General features: G+C 72.1%; 16 protein-coding genes and 1 pseudogene. 11 read left to right on the top strand and 6 right to left on the bottom strand.

The genetic code is table 11. The features are described from left to right. Positions 1–113 precede the first annotated feature (113 nt). Both LCD35_RS22095 and LCD35_RS22090 read right to left on the bottom strand, forming a co-directional pair. Positions 114–1241 carry a DUF5938 domain-containing protein gene (locus LCD35_RS22095; RefSeq protein ID WP_224959912.1) on the bottom strand — a complete coding sequence of 376 codons (1128 nt, stop codon included), beginning with the start codon at positions 1239–1241 and terminating at the stop codon, positions 114–116. 36 nt (positions 1242–1277) lie between these two features. Beyond that, positions 1278–2081 (bottom strand): SDR family NAD(P)-dependent oxidoreductase, encoded by an 804-nt coding sequence (locus tag LCD35_RS22090; RefSeq protein ID WP_224959913.1) that lies wholly within the window; start codon positions 2079–2081, stop codon positions 1278–1280. Between the two features lie 186 nt (positions 2082–2267). On the opposite strand from LCD35_RS22090, the gene LCD35_RS22085 reads away from it, so the two are divergent. The 3 genes from LCD35_RS22085 (at position 2268) to LCD35_RS22075 (ending at position 5203) form a co-directional block, all read left to right on the top strand. Further along, the gene (locus LCD35_RS22085; RefSeq protein WP_225044762.1) at positions 2268–2915 is read left to right on the top strand and encodes a TetR/AcrR family transcriptional regulator; all 648 of its coding nucleotides are present in this window, start codon (positions 2268–2270) and stop codon (positions 2913–2915) included. Between the two features lie 574 nt (positions 2916–3489). Next, on the top strand, positions 3490–4680 hold the full coding sequence (locus LCD35_RS22080) for a glycoside hydrolase family 64 protein (protein WP_224967754.1): 1191 nt from the start codon (positions 3490–3492) through the stop codon (positions 4678–4680). A 109-nt stretch (positions 4681–4789) separates the two neighbouring features. Beyond that, positions 4790–5203 carry a cupin domain-containing protein gene (locus tag LCD35_RS22075; protein ID WP_225044761.1) on the top strand — a complete coding sequence of 138 codons (414 nt, stop codon included), beginning with the start codon at positions 4790–4792 and terminating at the stop codon, positions 5201–5203. A gap of 156 nt (positions 5204–5359) precedes the next feature. Here LCD35_RS22075 and LCD35_RS22070 read toward each other — a convergent pair whose 3' ends face one another. After that, positions 5360–6013 carry a TetR/AcrR family transcriptional regulator gene (locus LCD35_RS22070; RefSeq protein WP_224967758.1) on the bottom strand — a complete coding sequence of 218 codons (654 nt, stop codon included), beginning with the start codon at positions 6011–6013 and terminating at the stop codon, positions 5360–5362. A gap of 330 nt (positions 6014–6343) precedes the next feature. Here LCD35_RS22070 and LCD35_RS22065 point away from each other — a divergent pair, with 330 nt between their 5' ends. Then, positions 6344–7597, top strand: coding sequence for an oxygenase MpaB family protein (locus LCD35_RS22065; protein ID WP_224959922.1), 1254 nt, complete (start codon positions 6344–6346; stop codon positions 7595–7597). Between the two features lie 260 nt (positions 7598–7857). On the opposite strand, the gene LCD35_RS22060 is transcribed toward LCD35_RS22065, so the two are convergent. Beyond that, complete coding sequence (locus LCD35_RS22060) at positions 7858–8433, bottom strand: TetR/AcrR family transcriptional regulator (protein WP_224967762.1); 576 nt, start codon at positions 8431–8433, stop codon at positions 7858–7860. Between the two features lie 79 nt (positions 8434–8512). On the opposite strand from LCD35_RS22060, the gene LCD35_RS22055 reads away from it, so the two are divergent. Genes LCD35_RS22055 through LCD35_RS22045 form a run of 3 tightly spaced genes read left to right on the top strand, consistent with a single transcriptional unit; the run spans position 8513 to position 11083 of the window. Continuing rightward, the gene (locus tag LCD35_RS22055) at positions 8513–8947 is read left to right on the top strand and encodes a tautomerase family protein (RefSeq protein ID WP_224959924.1); all 435 of its coding nucleotides are present in this window, start codon (positions 8513–8515) and stop codon (positions 8945–8947) included. Continuing rightward, positions 8940–9959 (top strand): zinc-binding dehydrogenase, encoded by a 1020-nt coding sequence (locus LCD35_RS22050; RefSeq protein WP_224967766.1) that lies wholly within the window; start codon positions 8940–8942, stop codon positions 9957–9959. Before LCD35_RS22055 ends, LCD35_RS22050 begins: the two co-directional genes overlap by 8 nt. A 5-nt stretch (positions 9960–9964) precedes the next feature. Continuing rightward, complete coding sequence (locus tag LCD35_RS22045) at positions 9965–11083, top strand: alcohol dehydrogenase catalytic domain-containing protein (RefSeq protein ID WP_224967768.1); 1119 nt, start codon at positions 9965–9967, stop codon at positions 11081–11083. A 10-nt stretch (positions 11084–11093) separates the two neighbouring features. On the opposite strand, the gene speG is transcribed toward LCD35_RS22045, so the two are convergent. Both speG and LCD35_RS22035 read right to left on the bottom strand, forming a co-directional pair. Next, the gene (gene speG / locus LCD35_RS22040; RefSeq protein WP_224959930.1) at positions 11094–11597 is read right to left on the bottom strand and encodes a spermidine N1-acetyltransferase; all 504 of its coding nucleotides are present in this window, start codon (positions 11595–11597) and stop codon (positions 11094–11096) included. Between the two features lie 234 nt (positions 11598–11831). Next, positions 11832–12827: pseudogene (locus LCD35_RS22035) on the bottom strand (LLM class flavin-dependent oxidoreductase); the annotation flags it as partial. A gap of 243 nt (positions 12828–13070) precedes the next feature. On the opposite strand from LCD35_RS22035, the gene LCD35_RS22030 reads away from it, so the two are divergent. From LCD35_RS22030 to LCD35_RS22015, 4 genes are all read left to right on the top strand, one after another. Further along, positions 13071–13949: a LysR family transcriptional regulator gene (locus LCD35_RS22030; protein WP_224967770.1), complete on the top strand. Its 879-nt coding sequence runs from the start codon at positions 13071–13073 to the stop codon at positions 13947–13949. Positions 13950–14152: 203 nt separating this feature from the next. After that, positions 14153–14407, top strand: a complete 255-nt coding sequence (gene tatA / locus LCD35_RS30545) for a Sec-independent protein translocase subunit TatA (protein ID WP_308011311.1) — start codon at positions 14153–14155, stop codon at positions 14405–14407. A 22-nt stretch (positions 14408–14429) separates the two neighbouring features. Then, positions 14430–15371, top strand: coding sequence for a twin-arginine translocase subunit TatC (tatC, locus tag LCD35_RS22020; RefSeq protein ID WP_374108125.1), 942 nt, complete (start codon positions 14430–14432; stop codon positions 15369–15371). An 86-nt stretch (positions 15372–15457) separates the two neighbouring features. After that, positions 15458–16855, top strand: coding sequence for an LCP family protein (locus LCD35_RS22015; RefSeq protein ID WP_225044760.1), 1398 nt, complete (start codon positions 15458–15460; stop codon positions 16853–16855). The last annotated feature ends 133 nt before the right edge of the window (positions 16856–16988 follow it).

Below are 16988 nucleotides of genomic sequence, written 5' to 3'. Positions count from 1 at the left end.
CGCCCCCGGGGGGGGGGGGGTTCGGGGGGGGGGGGGGGGGGGGGGGGCGGGGGCCCCCCCCGGGGCCCGGGGGCGCCCCCCGGCCCGCGGGGGGGGGGGCCCGCCGCCACCGATCAGCGGTGGACCTCCAGGATCGGGTCGAGGACCAGGCCGAACGCGCGCAGCGTGCCCAGCAGCTCCCGGTGCCCGAACGCCTGGCAGCTGGAGGCGAATCCGACCTTCCGCGGCGGCTGCTGCAGCAGTTCCGCGGCGGCGTGCGCGTTGAGCAGCGCCGTCTGCTTGTAGTTGCAGTTGCCGTGGATCACGCAGTGCGCGCGCCCCAGCGGCCCGGAGGCGTGCACCGAGTCCAGCGAGGTGTTGATCCGCGGGTTCTCCCGCGGCGGCATCTCGCTGCGCACCCCGGCGGAGATCTCGTCGATCATCGCCAGCTTCTGCTCGGTGGACAGGCCTTCCATCTGCTCCATCGCCGAGGCCACGATCTGCGGCACCGCCTGCATCAGCGACCGGTCGAACACCCCGCCCAGCGCCCGCACGTTCGACACCCGCGGGTCGTTCTTGAACCACACCGGGTGCGAGGTGCCGCCCCAGGGCAGCGCGAGCCCGACCTCGTGGTGGCCGGGCACCACCACGTCGTAGGTGCCGCGGTCGGCGGGCCACGGCACGTACTCGTTCTGCTCCAGGTAGAACGCGTCGGCCAGCACCGCGTTGGTGAGGATCGTGTTCGTGGAGGCGACCGTGGGGTGGCCCTTCCAGAACACCTGGATGTCCAGCGTGTCCAGCCCCGGCGTCTCCAGGCAGATGTTCGCCGCGATCTCGCCGATGGTGTACATCTGCGCGAGCCCCAGCGTGAGCAGCAGCCCGCGATCGGCGAACGCCGCGCCGTAGCGCTGCTCGACGTCGATCATCCAGTTCTGCTCGCCGTTGGTGTCGGTGTAGTGCGCGCCGATCTCCAGGCAGGCCTGCACGACCTCGTGGCCGAAGCGGGCGAACGGGCCGACGGTGTTGAGCACGACCGAGGCGCCGCGGAACTGCTCGGCGAGGGCTTCGGCGGTGTGCTCGACCTCGACGACGTCGTGCTCGACGGTGTCGATGCCGGGGACCGCGTCCACCGCGTCCTGCACCCGCTGCCGGTTGCGGCCCGCCGCCAGGAACGGGATGCCGTATTCGCGCAGGTACTCGCAGATGAGGCGTCCGGTGTAACCGGAGGCGCCGTAGACGACGACCTTCTTGTCAGTGGCCATGAACTGCTTCCTTCCGTGCTGGTGGGGGAGACCCGGTCACATGCCCATGCCGCCGTCGACGGGGAGCCCGGCCCCGGTGATGAACTTCGCGGCGTCGGAGGCGAGGAAGACCACGGCGTCGGCCATGTCGTCGACCTGCCCGAGGCGGCCCTGCGGGGTGAGGCCCACGACGGCTTCCGCGGCGGCCTCGGGGGAGGGGAACAACCCCAGCTCGGCGCAGTCCACCGCGAGCTGGTTGCCCATCGTGGTCGGCGTCAGTCCCGGGTAGATGCAGTTCACGCGCACCCCGTAGCCGAGCTTCCCGGACTCGGCGGCGGCGACGCGGGTGAGCCGGTCGATGCCGGACTTCGTGGCCGAGTACAGCGCGATGCCGGGGAAGGCGATGGTCGCCGCGACGGAGGCGATGTTGACGATCGCCCCGCCCTGCCCGGCCGCGCCGCCGGGCCGCATGGCGCGGAACCCGTGCTTCACGCCGAGCGACGTGCCGAGCACGTTGACCTCCAGCATCCGGCGGACGTCGGCCGGGTCGAGGTCGGCGATCAGACTGCTGATCTCCACGCCCGCGTTGTTCACCAGCACGTCGAGCCCGCCGATGGCTCCGGTGGTGCGCCGGACGGCCTCGGCCCAGCTGTCGTCGTCGGTGACGTCGAGCGGCACGAAGTGGGCGTCGGCGCCCGCTTCGCGCAGCGCCAGGGCCGTCTTCTCGCCCTCGTCCTCGAGCACGTCGCCGATCACCACGGCGGCGCCGGCCCGCGCCAGCGCCTCGGCCATGCCGGCGCCGAGTCCGCGCGCGCCGCCGGTCACCAGTGCTCTTCGGCCGGTCAGATCATCACTGCTCATCCGGAAATCTCCTCGTTGAGATCGGGGGGAGCCGCACGGGCCGGAAGATCGTCCGTGCGGCGCGGATCACACCGTAGGCAAGTTTTTGGACAGTCGTCAAGAATTTTTTGGACGCTTGTCAAGAAAGCGCGCGGACCGGGGCGCTAGACTGTGGCGTCAGCCGGAACCAGCCGACAGGACGGGCAAGTGACCGAGGTCGCGGAGACGAAGCGGAACAAGGTGGCCCGCCGCCAGGTCGACAAGTTCGAGGTGCGGCGCACGGAGCTCGCGGTGGCGACGCTGCACACGCTCGCCGACCTCGGGTACGCGCGGACCAGCCTGCGCGAGATCGCGCAGAAGTCCGAGTTCTCCCACGGAGTCCTGCACTACTACTTCGCCGACAAGCAGGACCTGATCACCCGTGCCGTCCGCCAGTACGAAGCCGTCTGCGTGACCCGCTACGACGGGGTGATCGCGGAGGCGACCAGCGCGCCCGAGCTGCGGGACGGGTTCATCGACGAGTTCTTCGCCTCGATGCGGACCGACGCCCCGCTGCACCGGCTGTGGTACGACCTGCGCAACCAGAGCCTGTTCGAGGAGTCCTTCCGCGCGGACGTCGAGGAGATCGACCGGCGCCGCGAGGAGATGATCTGGCAGGTGATCGGCCGCTGCGCCGAGCTCGCGCAGGTCCGGCCCGCGACCTCGTCCGGGATCGCCTACGCGATGATCGACGGGATCTTCCAGCGGGGGCTGCGCCTCGCGCTGGCGGGCGCCGACGAGGAGATCGAACGGCTCCAGGACGAGCTGCGGCGGGTGCTGGTGCTGCTGGTCGACGAGCCCGGTTCGGCGGGCTGACCGCGGTTCGTGGGGGCGGATCCGGAGCTGGGGTGCGACCCGGTGCCGGTTCTGCGCGGGGGTGCGTGATCCGCTTCGGCCGTGCGGGGTGTGCGATCCGTTCCGGCGGCGAGGGGTGATCTCCCCCGGCGGTGCGTCGGCCGTTCCGGCACCCGCCTCCTGATCCGCTCCGCGCGGCCCGCCGACGGGTCGTTCTTCACGCGCTGCTCCCGGCCTCCGCGAGCTCCGTCCCGCGTGGACGCGCGGTTCGGCGGTGCCCGGCACCGTTCCGCGCAATCAGACTTCGGTGTGAGGTCCCGTTCCGACTTTCGTCGTGCTTCCGGGAATGGAATCGCCGTCGTTCGCGTGCTGTCCCGCCATGCGGTCGGATTTCCCGGTTTTGTGGCTGGATGTCGCCGCGTTCTTGATTTTCCCATCTCAGTGTGCGGTCGCGTTGATTCGTGTTTGAAGCTGGTGAATACGTACTCCTTTTGGAGGTATCGAGTGCAGGTCTAGACCGCCAGACTTTCGGGATCGATCACGAGAAGATCGACCGCCTTCCGAGGTGGTCAAGTTTGTCTCTGGAGGTAACCCCATGGTTTCTCGTAGGCGGTTTCTCGGGTATTCCGCTGCGGCGCTGACCACGCCGTTCTGGGTGCAGGCGATCAACGCCCCGTTCGCTTCGGCCGCTCCGGAAACCCTGAAGTTCGTGCTGCAGAACAACTCCGGCACCACGGCGCACGCCTACATCGCCGGATTCTCGGACGCGGAGAAGAAGGCCGTGTTCATCCGGCAGGACGGCACCTCCTACTTCCCCGAGGCGGGTGGCCCCGAGCCGCAGCCGCTGGGCGAGGACCCCGCCATCCCGGTCGACGGCAGCGTCGAGGTCACCGTGCCGCGCATGTACGGCGCGCGGGTGTACTTCGTGACCGACGACAAGCTGGAGTTCCAGGTGGTGCAGGGCGCGGACGGCACGACCTCCGTGGTGCACCCCAACTTCGTCTCCGAGGACGACTCGAATTACGGCAAGGACTGGACGTTCGCCGAGTTCACCCTCAACGAGGAGCAGCTCTACGCGAACATCAGCTACGTCGACTTCGTCGCCGCCCCGATCGCGCTGCACCTGAAGGCCGGCAGCGGTGACCAGGAAGTCCCGGGCATGCCCACCGGTGCGCTCGACGGTGTCGCCCAGGGCCTGCGCGACCAGGGCGAGAACTGGCCGAAGCTGGTGCAGGAGGCCGACGGCAGGGTCGTCCGGGTGCTCAACCCGAACCACCGCGCCGCCGACTTCGAGGGCTACCTCGAACCCTACGTGGACGAGGTGTACGCCAAGTACGCCGGTGAGTCGATCTTCGTCGACACCCAGCGCGACGACCTCGGCGTCATCGAGGGCAAGGTCGAGGGCGACGCGTTCGTCTTCGGCTCGGAGCGGTTCGAGAAGCCGTCCTCGGTGGACATCTGGGGCTGCAACAGCGGCCCGTTCGCGAACAACCCGGAGAGCGACTCCCAGGAGCGCCTGGCGATCGTGCCGCGGCTGGCGGCGGCGTTCAACCGCACCACGCTGCTGATCAACCCGAACCAGCCGCAGGACGAGGACCCGGCCACGTTCTACCAGCACGAGATCACCAACCACTACGCGCGCGTGGTGCACGAGAACCTGCCCGACGGCAAGGGCTACGCGTTCGCCTACGACGACGTCAGCTCGAACGCGGGCGAGGACCACAGCGGCAAGGTCAACGCCGGTGACCCGGAGGTCTTCACCCTGACCCTCGGCGCCATCCGCTGATCACTCCGCACGAACCGGCGGCCGGCCTGCACCCGCGGGCCGGCCGCCGGCGTGCGCGCGGCGCCTAAGGTGGTCGGCACGGATTCCCGCCCGACACCGAGGAGACGCCGTGGAGTTCACCGGCCCGCGAGCCACCACCAGGGCACCCGCCGAGTGGTTCACCGGCGACGTGTGGTTCGACGTGATCCACGTCGGGACCGAGCCCTCGCGGCTGCGCGCGAACCTGACCCGCTTCGCGCCCGGCGCCCGCACCCGCTGGCACCACCACGCGGTGGGGCAGACGCTGCACGTGGTCTCCGGGGTCGCGCTGGTCGGCACCCGCGATGGCACGATCTTCGAGGCGCAGCCCGGGGAAACGGTGCACTGCCCGCCCGGCGAGGAGCACTGGCACGGCGCCGCCCCGGACCGCTTCATGGAGCACCTCGCGCTGTGGGAGGCGCCGGCGGACGACCGGCCCGAGACCAGCTGGCTGGAACCGGTCACCGAGCAGCAGTACGACGGCCGCCGCACCCGCCGCGGCTGATCGCTGCGCCACGTCCGCCGCGGGTGGTCGCGGCCCTGCGCCCGTTGCGGTCGGTCGCGGCCCTGAGACCGCTGCGGCTGAGCTCCGCCCCGCGCCTGCTGCGGTCGAGCGCTGTCCTGCGCCTGCCGCGGTCGGTCGCGGACCCGCGCCCGCCGCTCACCCGGTGCCCGGTTCGGCGAGCATCGGGACGAGGAAGCGGCGGGCCACCTCGCGGACCTGCTCGTCGTCGTCGAGGTCGACCAGCTCGCTGGGGGTGACCAGGAACGAGGCCGAGACGCGGACCATCAGCTCCGCGACGACCTCCACGTCCACCCGCTCCGGCACGTGTCCGTCGCGCTGCTCGCGGCGCAGCTGCTCGGCGAGGAAGCGCCGCACGGTGGCCATGGTCCGCCCGCCGTCGGTGAGCATGGACGGCACCATCACTTCCGGTTCGACCTCCATCAGCCCGCCGATGAGCGGGTTGCCGCGGATGGCGCGCAGTGCGCTCGCGAACCCCAGCACCACCCGGTCGGCGGCGGTGCGGGCGTGGCGGATGTCGGCGAGGAACCGGTCGAAGTACCGGCGGAACTCGCGGCGCACCACGTGTTCGACCAGGGCGTCCTTGGTGGCGAACCGGCGGTAGACGGTGATCCGGGAGACCCCGGCCCGGCGCGCCACGTCCTCCATGGTGGACCGCCGCAGGCCCAGGCGGCAGAACTGCTCGTAGGCGGCGTCGAGGACGCGCGCGGTGGTCTCGTCGGTGTCCTCGACGCGGTCGACGGCCTCGGTGAACGCGCGCTCCAGCAGCGATTCGGGGTCGTGCGGCGTCATGATCTCGGACAGTACAGGTTCCGCGGCGCCGGATCCCCGGTTCGCGCCACCGGGGTCCGCCCGCCGCGGTCGTGCCATCGGAGCAACGGTGCTCCTCCTCCCACCCGAGCGGGATTGCGGTGAACGACGGGAATGCGGGCCGCACGCCGGTCCGGGGCTGGTGCCCGGGCGCGTCCTGTGCTTCGCTTCCTGATACGCAGTAGCGGATCTTGTTTCACCGTACCAGCGATCTCCGGTGCGACGGCCCGAACCGGCTCCACCGCGCACGCCGCTGCTGCACGTGATCACCCCGCACCTCGCGATCCAAGGACTCGAGGAGGAGTTCAGGACATGAGCGAACAGGGCACACCCGAACCGGGCGGACGCGGACTCGTGGGCAGGCGCGGACTGCTCGCGGCAGGCGGCGCACTGGGAGCGCTCGGCGCGCTGAGCACCGCCGCCCCCGCCATGGCGTGGACCTGGCAACCCAGCGGTTCCGTCGTCGGCACCGGCGAAGGCGCCGACCCGCGCTGGGTCTGGGACGAGGTCGCCGACCCCCTCGTCGGATCGCTGCTCGACAGCGGCGCGGTACCCCGCGTCAACGAACTGCTGCGCGAGTGGACGACCAACGGGCAGGACCTGCCGAAGGGCCTGCCCACCGAACTGCGGGACTTCATCGAAGAAGCCCGCCGGAAGCCGGACTGGGCGGACCCGCGCAAGCTCGACCTCGCCTACCGGTTCAACGAGAAGCGCGGCCTCTACCTCGGCGTCCTCTACGGCATGGCCAGCGGCATGATGAGCACCGTCATCCCCAAGGAGGCCCGCGCCGTCTACCACTCCTACGGCGGCGCGAACATGAAGGACCGCATCACCAAGACCGCCAAGCTCGGTTACGACATCGGCACCCCGAACGCCTACGCCGACGACGGCTCGATGATCGTCACCTGCGTCAAGACCCGCCTCACCCACGCCGGCGTGCGCAACCTGCTGCCGAAGTCGGCGCAATGGAGCGACGTCGCGCCCGAGGACATCCCGATCAGCCAGGCCGACATGATGGTCACCTGGCACAGCCTCGCCACCACCGTGAACCGCAAGATGGTCGAGTGGAACGTGCCGATCCCGCCGGAGGAATCCGAGGCGTACCTGCACTCCTGGCAGCTGTGCGCGCACATGCTCGGCATCGCCGACGAGTACATCCCCGCGTCCTGGGAGCAGGCGAACCTGCAGGCCGATCAGGTGCTCACCCCGATCCTCGCGCCCACCGCCGAAGGTGTGAACCTGGCCGACATCCTGATGGACTTCGGCAAGGAGATCGACGGCTCCATCCTGAGCAGGCCCGTGATCGGCGCGCTCACCCGGTTCATGCTCGGCGACCAGGTCGCGCGGTGGCTGATGATCCCGGACGAGCCGATCTGGGACCCGCTGCTGAACACGCTGTGGGGCCCGTTCATCGCGGTCCGCGAAGGGCTGCTGCAGCACTTCCCCGGTTCGCAGCAGGCCTACTGGATGTTCGACGAGGTGCTGCGGCAGGCGGTGCTGCTGTTCCTGTCCCGCGGCGACTACCCGATCAGCATCTCCATCCCCACCGGCAACCGGCCGGGGTGATCCGGCGGCGCCGCGCCGAACGCGCGCCCGGCGCGGCGCCCACCCGCCGCGGGTTCAGTCCGATGTGGACGTTCTGCGCAGTGCGATGTCGAGTGTCGCCACGCGTTCCGCGACCCGGTTCCGCGCGGTCGGCGAACTCCTGCGCCGCCCCGATCGCCGCTCGCGGCAGGGGATCGCCCGGGCGGGACTTCTCGAAAGCCGGCAGCATCTCCTTCGCGGCGCGCCACCGCCCGCAAGTCGCGAAGTCGCCCAGGGTCGCCTCATCCACCGGTGGCCACCAGCTCGGTGAGTTCCGCGGCGACGTCGTCGAGCGGACGGGTGCTGCGCCGGGCGCGACTCATCGCGACCGCCCCTTCGGCGGCCGCGACGACCAGTGCGGCTCGGCGAGCGGCTCGGTCTTCCGGGGTGCCGTGCGCGCGGAGGGATGCCGCGAGCCGGTGCTCCCACCCCTCGAAGGCGTCGGCCGCGGCTCGTAGCGCTGCGGTCGGTTCGTCGCCCGACTGCGGTTCTTCCACCGACACCGCCAGCACGGGGCATCCCGCGTGGAAGTCGGTGCGCACCAGGATGTCCCGCCACAGCGCGAAGAACGAGCGCAGTCCGTCCACCGGGCCGGTCTCCAGGGCCGCGTCGAGCGCGCGTGCCGTCGTCGTGGCGGCGTGCCGGACGGCTTCGGCGGCCAGTTCGTCCTTCCCGCCGGGGAAGTGGTGGTAGGTGGAGCCCAGCGGGGCGCCCGAGTGCTTGGCCACCTCGCGAATGCTCGTCGCGTTCAGCCCGCGCCGCCGGATCATGTCCGCGGCTCCGGCGACCAGCTGCTGTCGCGACGACGTGTCGCTCATCGAAACCCCCTCGCTATAACGGCCGTCATAGTATAGCGTTCGCTCTCGTTATGACAGTCGTTATAGATGGAGCGTGGACATGCCGTTGATCGAGCTGACCACCCCTGCGGGGGTCCTGCCGCCGGAAACGGGGAACCAGGTGCAGCGGGACCTCGCCGCCGCCCTGCTGAAGTGGGAAGGTGCGCCGGACACCGAGTTCTTCCGCTCGCTGGCCTGGAGCCACCTGCGCGAAGTGCCCGCGGGAGCGCTCATCACCGCCGCCGACGCCGAGCCCCGCTTCCGCGCCGACGTCACGGTGCCGCAGGGGGCGCTGTCGGAACGTCGCAAGGCCGGGCTGGTCGCCGAGGTCACCGAGATCGTGCTCCGGGCCGCGGGCCTGGACCGGGCGGCCGCGCTTCGGGTGTGGGTGCTGGTGCACGAGCAGCCCGACGGGAGCTGGGGCGCCGGTGGCGAGATCATCCGGCACGCGGACCTGGTCGCCCTCGCCGGTGGGGAACGAGGCTCCGATGCGTGAGCTCACCTACGTCGGACGCTGGACCGCCGAGTGGCGAGAGGTCCCGGACCCCCGGCCGCGGTCCGACGAGGACGCGATCGTCGCACCGATCGCCGCCACCTCGTGCGACGTCGATTCGGCCATCCTGGCCGGGCACGGGCCGATCGAGCCACCCTTCGCCCTCGGTCACGAGTGCGTCGCCGAGGTCGTGGAGGTCGGTGACGCGGTGACGAGCGCAGTCCCGGGGGATCGGGTCGTGGTGCCGTGGGCGATCGCCTGCGGCGCCTGCGAGCGCTGCCGCGCCGGGCTGTCGGCGCACTGCACCTCCGTTCCGCACATGGCGATGTTCGGCGCTCCGCTGGGCGGCTCCTGGGGCGGACTGTTCTCCGACCTGGTCCGCGTGCCGTGGGCGGACGCGATGTTGGTGCCGTTGCCCGCCGGGCTCGACCCGGTGGCGATGGCCTCCGCCAGCGACAACTGGCCGCTGGCATGGCGGCTCGTCGCTCCGCACTTGCAGGCTCGGCCCGGTGCCCGGGTGCTGGTGGTGACGCGGGGCAGCATCGGCCTGTACGCCTGCGACATCGCCCGAGCCCTCGGTGCGTCCGACGTCCTCCACGTGGATCCGGAACCGCGGCACCGCGAGATCGCCAGCGGCTTCGGCGCCCGGACCGCGGCGGAGATCGAACCGATCCCGCACGGCTTCGAGCTCGCCATCGAATCGACCGGGCGGGTCGAGCAGCTCGCCACCGCGCTGCGCTCCTTGGTCCCGGAGGGGATCTGCGAAAGCGCGGGCAACCACTTCCGCCCGGGCGAGCTGCCGCTGCTGGAGATGTACCTGACCGGGGTGACCCTGCGGATCGCGCGGGACAACGTCCGCGGGCACCTTCCCGAGGCGCTGGCACTGGCCGGGTCCGGGTTGGTCGAACCGCGGCGAGTGGTCTCGGAGGTGATCGACTGGGAGAACCTGCCCGCGGCCCTGCCGGAGCGGCACCTCAAGCCGGTCTTCGTCCGCGGTGCCGGGTCGGAGGTGTGACGGCGGTGCGAGAGCTCCAGTTCCGCCGCAGCGGGCGGCTCGTGTGGCACGAGCGCGCGGAACCCGTGATCGAAGATCCGGGCGACGCCCTCGTCCGTCCGTTCCTCGCCGGGCGCTGCGACGGCGACACGCTGCCGATCCACCGGCCGGTGTCCCGGGCGCTGCAAGCGGGGATGGCGCTCGGGCTGGTCGATCCCGTCATCGGGAGCATCTGCGGTTCGGTGCCGTTCCAGGGCCCGTTCGCCATCGGTCACGAGTGCGTCGCCGAGATCGTCGAGGTCGGGCCGGGAGTCGCGCGGCTGCGGGCCGGGCAGCGCGTCGTCGTGCCGTGGGCGATCTCGTGCGGCGCGTGCCCGGCCTGCCTGCGCGGGCTGACCTCGAAGTGCGGGACGACCGTCGGTGCCGGAACCCTCGCGGCCTATGGCTTCGGGCCCGCCAGCGGGGAGTGGGGCGGGATGGTCGCCGACCGGATCCGCGTCCCGTTCGCCGAGCACATGCTGGTGCCGGTGCCCGACGGGGTTCCTTCGACGCGGGTCGCCGCCGCGAGTGACAACCTCGCCGACGCCTGGCGCGCCGTAGTCCCCGGCCTCACCGCTCGCGAAGGGGGTTCGGTGCTGGTCCTCGGCGGCGGTGCGAAGAGCATCGGCCTGTACGCGGCCGGTCTCGCCGCCGCGCACGGTGCCACCGCCGTCGACTACCTCGACGACGACCCGGAGCGGTGGGCGATCGCCGAATCCCTCGGTGCGCGTGCGCACCCGGCGAGGCGTGGCGGGACGGGCTACGACGTGGTCGTCGAAGCCACCTCCCGCCCAGCCGGGCTCCGCCGCGCGCTGCGCGCGCTCGCGCCCGGGGGAATCTGCACCGCGGTCGGGTACTACGTGGGATCCGGGACACGGGTGCCGTTGATGCGCATGTACGCCATGGACGGCACCCTCCGCGTCGGGGTGTCGCACGCCCGCGCGACTCTGCCCGAGCTGCTGGGTTTCCTGGAGCGCACCGGGTTCCCCGCCGAACGCGTCACCACCCGCACCGCCGAATGGGACGCGGCTCCCGCCGCGTACGCGACGCGCACCACCAAACTCGTCCTCGCTCGAACGCCGCTCGATCCGGAGAACGGGAGGTGATCGAGCGGGCTCACGCGAGGTGGTCGCGTTGGAAGACGCCCATGCGCAGCGCGTTGTGGTAGTGGCCGCCGGCGAAGAACTCCTCGCGGAGCTCGCCCTCGGTGCGGAAGCCGAGCTTCTCGTAGACGTGGATCGCCTTGGTGTTCTCGGTGCTCACCAGCAGGTAGATCTTGTGCATGTTGAGCACCGCGAACGCGTAGTCCAACGCCTGCCGGGTCGCCTCCGCGGCCAGCCCGCGGCCCTGGTGGTCGGGGGCGACGATGATCTGGAACTCGGCGTTGCGGTGGATGTAGTCGATCTCCACGAGCTCCACCAGGCCGCCGCGCTCGCCGTCCGCCTCGATCACGAAGCGGCGCTCCCGGGTGTCGTGGATGTGCCGGTCGTAGATGTCCTGCAGCTCGACGAGCGCCTCGTAGGGCTCCTCGAACCAGTAGGTCATGATCCGCGAGTTGTTCGTCAACCCGTGCACGAACGGCAGGTCGTCGCGTTCCAGGGCACGCAGGCGGAGGCTCATACCAGCCATCCTGGACGCGGCGACCGGGCCGTTCAACCGAACCGCCGGAGCCGCGCGGTGGGGCCGGATCGCCGACGCGGCGCGGCGGTGCCGGAAACGTCGACACTGCGCGGCTGGGCCCGAATCGCCGACGCGGCGCGACCGGAAGCCCCGGCGCCGCCCGGCGGTGTACGAGATCCGGCGCCGTCCGGCGGTGTCCGCGACCCCGGCGGTGCCGGCCCACGCCGCCGGGCGCCAGCCCAGCGCGGGTGCCAGCTTCGTGGCCATGTCGGTCAGGATCTGCACGTAGTCGTCGTGGTCGAAGGTGAACGGCAGCGCGAACGACACCTCGTCGACCGCCCGGAACGCGGCGTGCGCGGCGAGCCGCTCGGCCAGCTCCGCCGAGTCGCCCACCAGGTCCGGCGCGTACATCATCCGGGCCGGGCCGTGCGTGGTGGTGGTGCGCGGCAGCCGCTGGGCGGCGTAGCGCGCGTACTTGTCGCGCTGCGCGGGCGTGGCGCTGTCGGTGGGGATGACCACCAGGCCCTGCGAGACGCGGGCCCGCTCGCCGTCGGGGTGGTGGGCGCGGAACCGTTCGACCAGCGACAGCTGGACCTGCTCGAAGTCCGCGGAGCGCTCCGCCTTGACCACGTTGCTGACCAGCAGGTTCAGCCCGTTCCGCCCGGCCCACTCGGCGGAGCGCAGGCTGCCGCCGCCGTACCAGACGCGCCCGGCCAGCCCCGGTGAGTGCGGCTGCACCCGGTCGGAGAACACCTCGATGCCCTCGGTGCCGCTGAACCCGGTGACGGGTGCGCCGCCGAGGAAGTCCAGCAGCCGCTCCGCCCGGCCGTAGCCGAGGTCCTCCGCTTCGGCGGTGTCCGGGTACAGCGCCCCGCGGACCCGGTCGAAGTGCATCGGCGGCCCCGCGCTCACCCCCGGGTTCAGCCGCCCGCCGGAGAGCACGTCCACGGTCGCCAGGTCCTCCGCCAGCCGCAGCGGGTTCTCCCAGCCCAGCGGGATCACCGCGGTGCCCAGGTCGATCCGGCTGGTGCGCTGGGTCAGCGCCGCGAGCACCGCGGTGGGGGAGGAGATGCCGTACTGCAGGTGGCGGTGGCGTACCCACGCGATGTCGAAGCCGAGCCGCTCGCCGAGTTCGACGATCTCCAGCGTCGACTCGTGGCCGGGGCGCGGATCGTCCCCGTCGAACAGCCCGATGGTCAGGAAACCCAGTCTGCGCAGGGGTCTTTCCAGTTCAGGCACGGCGCCCTCCGTCCGCTCGCTCCGGTCACCGCGATCAACGCGACCGCGCCGCCGGCTAGTCCCGGGCGCGGTCGCGTCCCACCTGCCGGGATCGTGCCGCGCTGAGCTGCGGTTTCCCCGCCGGGTGCGGCCGGAGCAGGTTCCGGCCGGACTCCGGGGCGGAGCGCGTGACCGGGCGCACCGGTCGCCGCCGGAGGGCTCGCCGCGGGGACCCGGTGGTAATGTCCCGGACCTGTGTTGGATCCCGTCTGGCTGCGGACGTTCCTGGAAGTGGCCGATTCAGGTGGCTTCAGCCGCGCCGCGCGCGCCCTCGGGCTCGGGCAGCCCGCGGTGAGCCAGCACGTGCGCAAGCTGGAGGCGGCGGTGGGCCGTTCGCTGCTGGTCCGCGACAGCCACACCGTGGAGCTGACCGGTGACGGCGAGGCCATGGTCGGCTTCGCCCGCGGCATCCTCGGCAGGCAGCAGCAGGCCCTGGACTACTTCGCCGGACCGGAACCCAGCGGGCGGGTCCGGCTGGGAGTGTCCGAGGACCTCGTCTCCGATTGGTTCTCGCAGATCGCCCAGCGGTTCCAGCGGATGCACCCGCGGGTCGACCTGGACCTCACCGCCGGGCTCAGCACCCCGCTGCACGACCGGCTCGAACGCGGCGAGCTCGACATGGCGCTGATCAAGCAGCCGGGCAGCGAACCGTCCGGGCGCTTGCTGTGGCGGGACGAGCTCGTCTGGGTCGGCACCCCGGACACCCGGATCGTGCCGGGAGATCCGGTCCCGCTGGTGGTGTACCCGGAACCGAGCATCACCCGCGCCCGCGCGCTGTCCGCGCTGGAACGCGCGCAGCGGTCCTGGCGGGTCAGCTGCACCGCGGACCGGCTCAACGGGCTGAGCATGGCGGTGCGGGCCGGGCTCGGCGTCGCGGTGTTCGCGCGCAGCGTCGTCCCGGACGGGCTGGTGCCGGTCCGAGGCGGACTGCCGGCGCTGGACCAGATCGAATTCGTCCTCAGCGGACGCATCCCGGTGCGCGGCACGCCGATGAGCGCGCTCGTGGACATGATCGCCGCGGCCGGTCGCCCGGAGATCGCGGACGCGTACCCGGAGGTCGCGGACGCGCACTGAGCGCCGCCGCGATCGCGCCGCGCGATCGCAACCATCACGGCGCGCGCGTTGCCGCGCCCTCCCGCGCGGGCGAACACTGGGATCGGCCGTGCGGGTGACGGAGGCCCCGGCTCGCGCCGGAGCGGTGCCCACCTGCCGTGGACCGTCCGCAGTGGACCGAGCCGCATCCCGCACGCCTTCCGACTAGTGGAGGAGCGGGAATCGTGAGTTTGCCGGGTGGGTGGGAGCTGGTGCTCCTCGTCGGCGTCGTGGTGCTGCTGTTCGGCGCGGGCAAGCTGCCGGACCTCGCGCGGTCCGTCGGGCAGTCCGCGCGCGTGTTCAAGGCGGAAGCACGCGGCATGAAGGAGGACGAGGCCGCGGCGCGCGCCGCGCAGGGCCGGCTGAACCCCGGCGAGCAGGCCCCGGGCACGAGCGGCACCGAGGCGCGGGGGGGACGCCGCGAAGAGGCCGGGAGCTGACGGGAACCGGGAGAGCAGCGCAGTGGCCAGGACGCCGCGCCACCCGAACCACGGCCGCGGCCCGCGCCGCCGGTGGGGCAGGAGGCACAACCCCGACGGGACCATGACCCTCGTCGACCACCTCCGCGAACTGCGGTACCGGCTGGGCGTGGCGATGATCGCCGTCGTCTTCGGCGGGACCTTCGGGTTCTGGTGGTTCTCGCACCCGCTGTTCGGGGCGCCGTCGCTGGGCGACCTGCTGCTCGCGCCGTACTGCTCGCTGCCGCCGGAGATGCGGTTCAGCCCGGAACCAGGCCGGTGCCGCCTGCTGCAGACGAAACCGTTCGAGGTCTTCGTGCTGCAGCTGAAGGTCGGGATCGCCGTCGGCACCGTGCTGCTCAGCCCGGTGTGGCTGTACCAGCTGTGGGCGTTCATCACACCGGGGTTGAAGGAGGGCGAGCGCAAGTTCGCCGCCCAGTTCGTCGGCTTCGCCACGGTGCTGTTCGCCGCCGGCGGGCTGCTCGCGTACTTCGTGGTCCCGGAGGGGCTGCTGTTCATGGTCGGGTTCGGCGGGGACGCGTTCTTCACCGCCCTGACCGGGGACGAGTACGTCGGGTTCGTGCTGCTGATGCTGTTCATGTTCGGGTTGAGCTTCGAGCTGCCGCTGGTGCTGGTGATGCTCAACCGGGCGGGGATCCTGTCGTACGCGAAGCTGCGGAGCTGGTGGCGCGGCATCGTGTTCGGGCTGTTCGTCGTCGCCGCCGTCGCCACGCCCGGGCAGGACCCGATCTCGATGCTGGCCCTCGCCGCCGCGCTGTGCGCGCTGTTCGCCGTCGCGCTGGTGCTGTGCCGCCACCACGACCGGTCCCGGGCGCGTCGGCCGGGCGCCGCGCCGTCCCCGGACGAACCGTCCGCGATCGACCACCGGCCCACCGAACCGGACCGGCTCGCCCGTTTCGCCGAGGAGGGTTCGTGGCGCGGTTAGACCAGGAGCGGACCGCCCCGCTGCGTCCCGTTCGCGGACGGCCGCGGACGACCGCCTCGCCCCACCCCGCCCGCCGACGACCGCGGGTGGCCGCGCGCACGGCGACCGCGCTGGCCTCGGCGCTGGTGCTGCTGGTGACCGGGTACGGCTGGAACGCGCTGGGGCGGCTGCCGGGCGCGGTCTCCGGCGGTTCGGGTTCCAGCGGCCCGGTGGACGTGCTGCTGGTCGGGCTGGACGGCCGGACCGACGCGCAGGGGAACCCGCTGCCGCCCGAGGTGCTGGAAGAGCTGCGCACCGGGGACAGCGGATCGAGCCTCACCGACACGGTGATGCTGCTGCACGTGCCCGCCGACCGGAGCCGTGCGGTCGCGTACTCGCTGCCCCGGGACTCGTTCGTCGCCGTCCCGGGCCAGGGCGAGCACAAGATCAATGCGGCGTACGGGATGGGGAAGGCGCAGGAGCGGCGGCGGCTGGTGGCGGACGGCGTGGCCGATCAGGCGGAGCTGGAGCGCCGCTCCTCGGCCGCCGGGCGCGATCTGCTCGTGCGGACCGTGCAGCAGCTGACCGGTGTCGACGTGGACCACGTCGCCGAGGTGAACCTGCTGGGCTTCTACGAGCTCACCAGCGCGATCGGCGGCGTCGAGGTGTGCCTGAACGCGGCCGTGGACGACCCGTACTCCGGTGCCGTCTTCGCGGCCGGGCGCCAGGAGGTCGAAGGCGGCGATGCGCTGGCGTTCGTGCGGCAGCGCCACGGCCTGCTGCGCGGCGACCTCGACCGGGTGCAACGGCAGCAGGCGTTCCTCGCCGGGTTCGCCCGGCGCGTGCTCTCCGCCGGGACCATGGCGAACCCGGTGAAGCTGCAGCGGCTGCTCGACGCCGTCGAACGGTCGGTGGTGCTCGACGAGGACTGGAACCTGCTGGCCTTCGCCGCCGAGATGAGCGGCCTCGCCGGCGGCGACATCGAGTTCGGCACCATCCCGATCGTCGACCCCGAGTACGACACTCCCGACGGGCAGGCCGTGCAGGTCGACCCGCACCAGGTCCGGATGACCATCGCCCGGGTCAACGACGGACTGCCTCCCACCCCGCCGGTCCCGGCCGCGCTCGCCGCGACCACCGTCGACGTGCTCAACGGCACGGACGTCGGCGGCCTGGCCGCCCGGACCCGCGACGCGCTGCTCGCCGCGGACGTCCCCGTCGGCGAGGTCGGCAACGGACCGGAGACCGGCCGCTCCCGCGTGCTGCACCACCCGGACGACGCCGAGGTCGCCCGCTTCATCGCCGAGCACCTCGGCGGCATCTCCACCACCGCGGACCCGTCGCAACCTGCTGGCGAGGTGCGCGTGGTCCTCGGCGAGGACTTCGACGACGCCGCCGAGGAGTTCGCCCCACCCGCACCCCTGCGCCTCGACGGCCTCCAGGCCGCCACCCCGGCCCACCGCGCCCCCGACATCACCGCCGACGCCATCCCGTGCGTCAACTGATTCACCACCGCTTCGTGCGGCGGCGGGCGACGCAACCCGCCTACACCCGCCAGGTCGGGCCCACATCAATGCGCCAGCGAACGGCGCGCGTCGGGTTCGCCAAGGCCGGGCGGCTCATGGACCTGCTCGAATC

Origin of the sequence: Saccharopolyspora sp. 6V (genome assembly GCF_020176785.1) — a bacterium.
GTDB classification, from domain to species: Bacteria; Actinomycetota; Actinomycetes; order Mycobacteriales; family Pseudonocardiaceae; genus Saccharopolyspora_C; species Saccharopolyspora_C gregorii.
The sequence above is the reverse complement of the archived record's forward strand: the minus strand, read 5'-3'. Positions and strand labels throughout refer to the sequence as shown.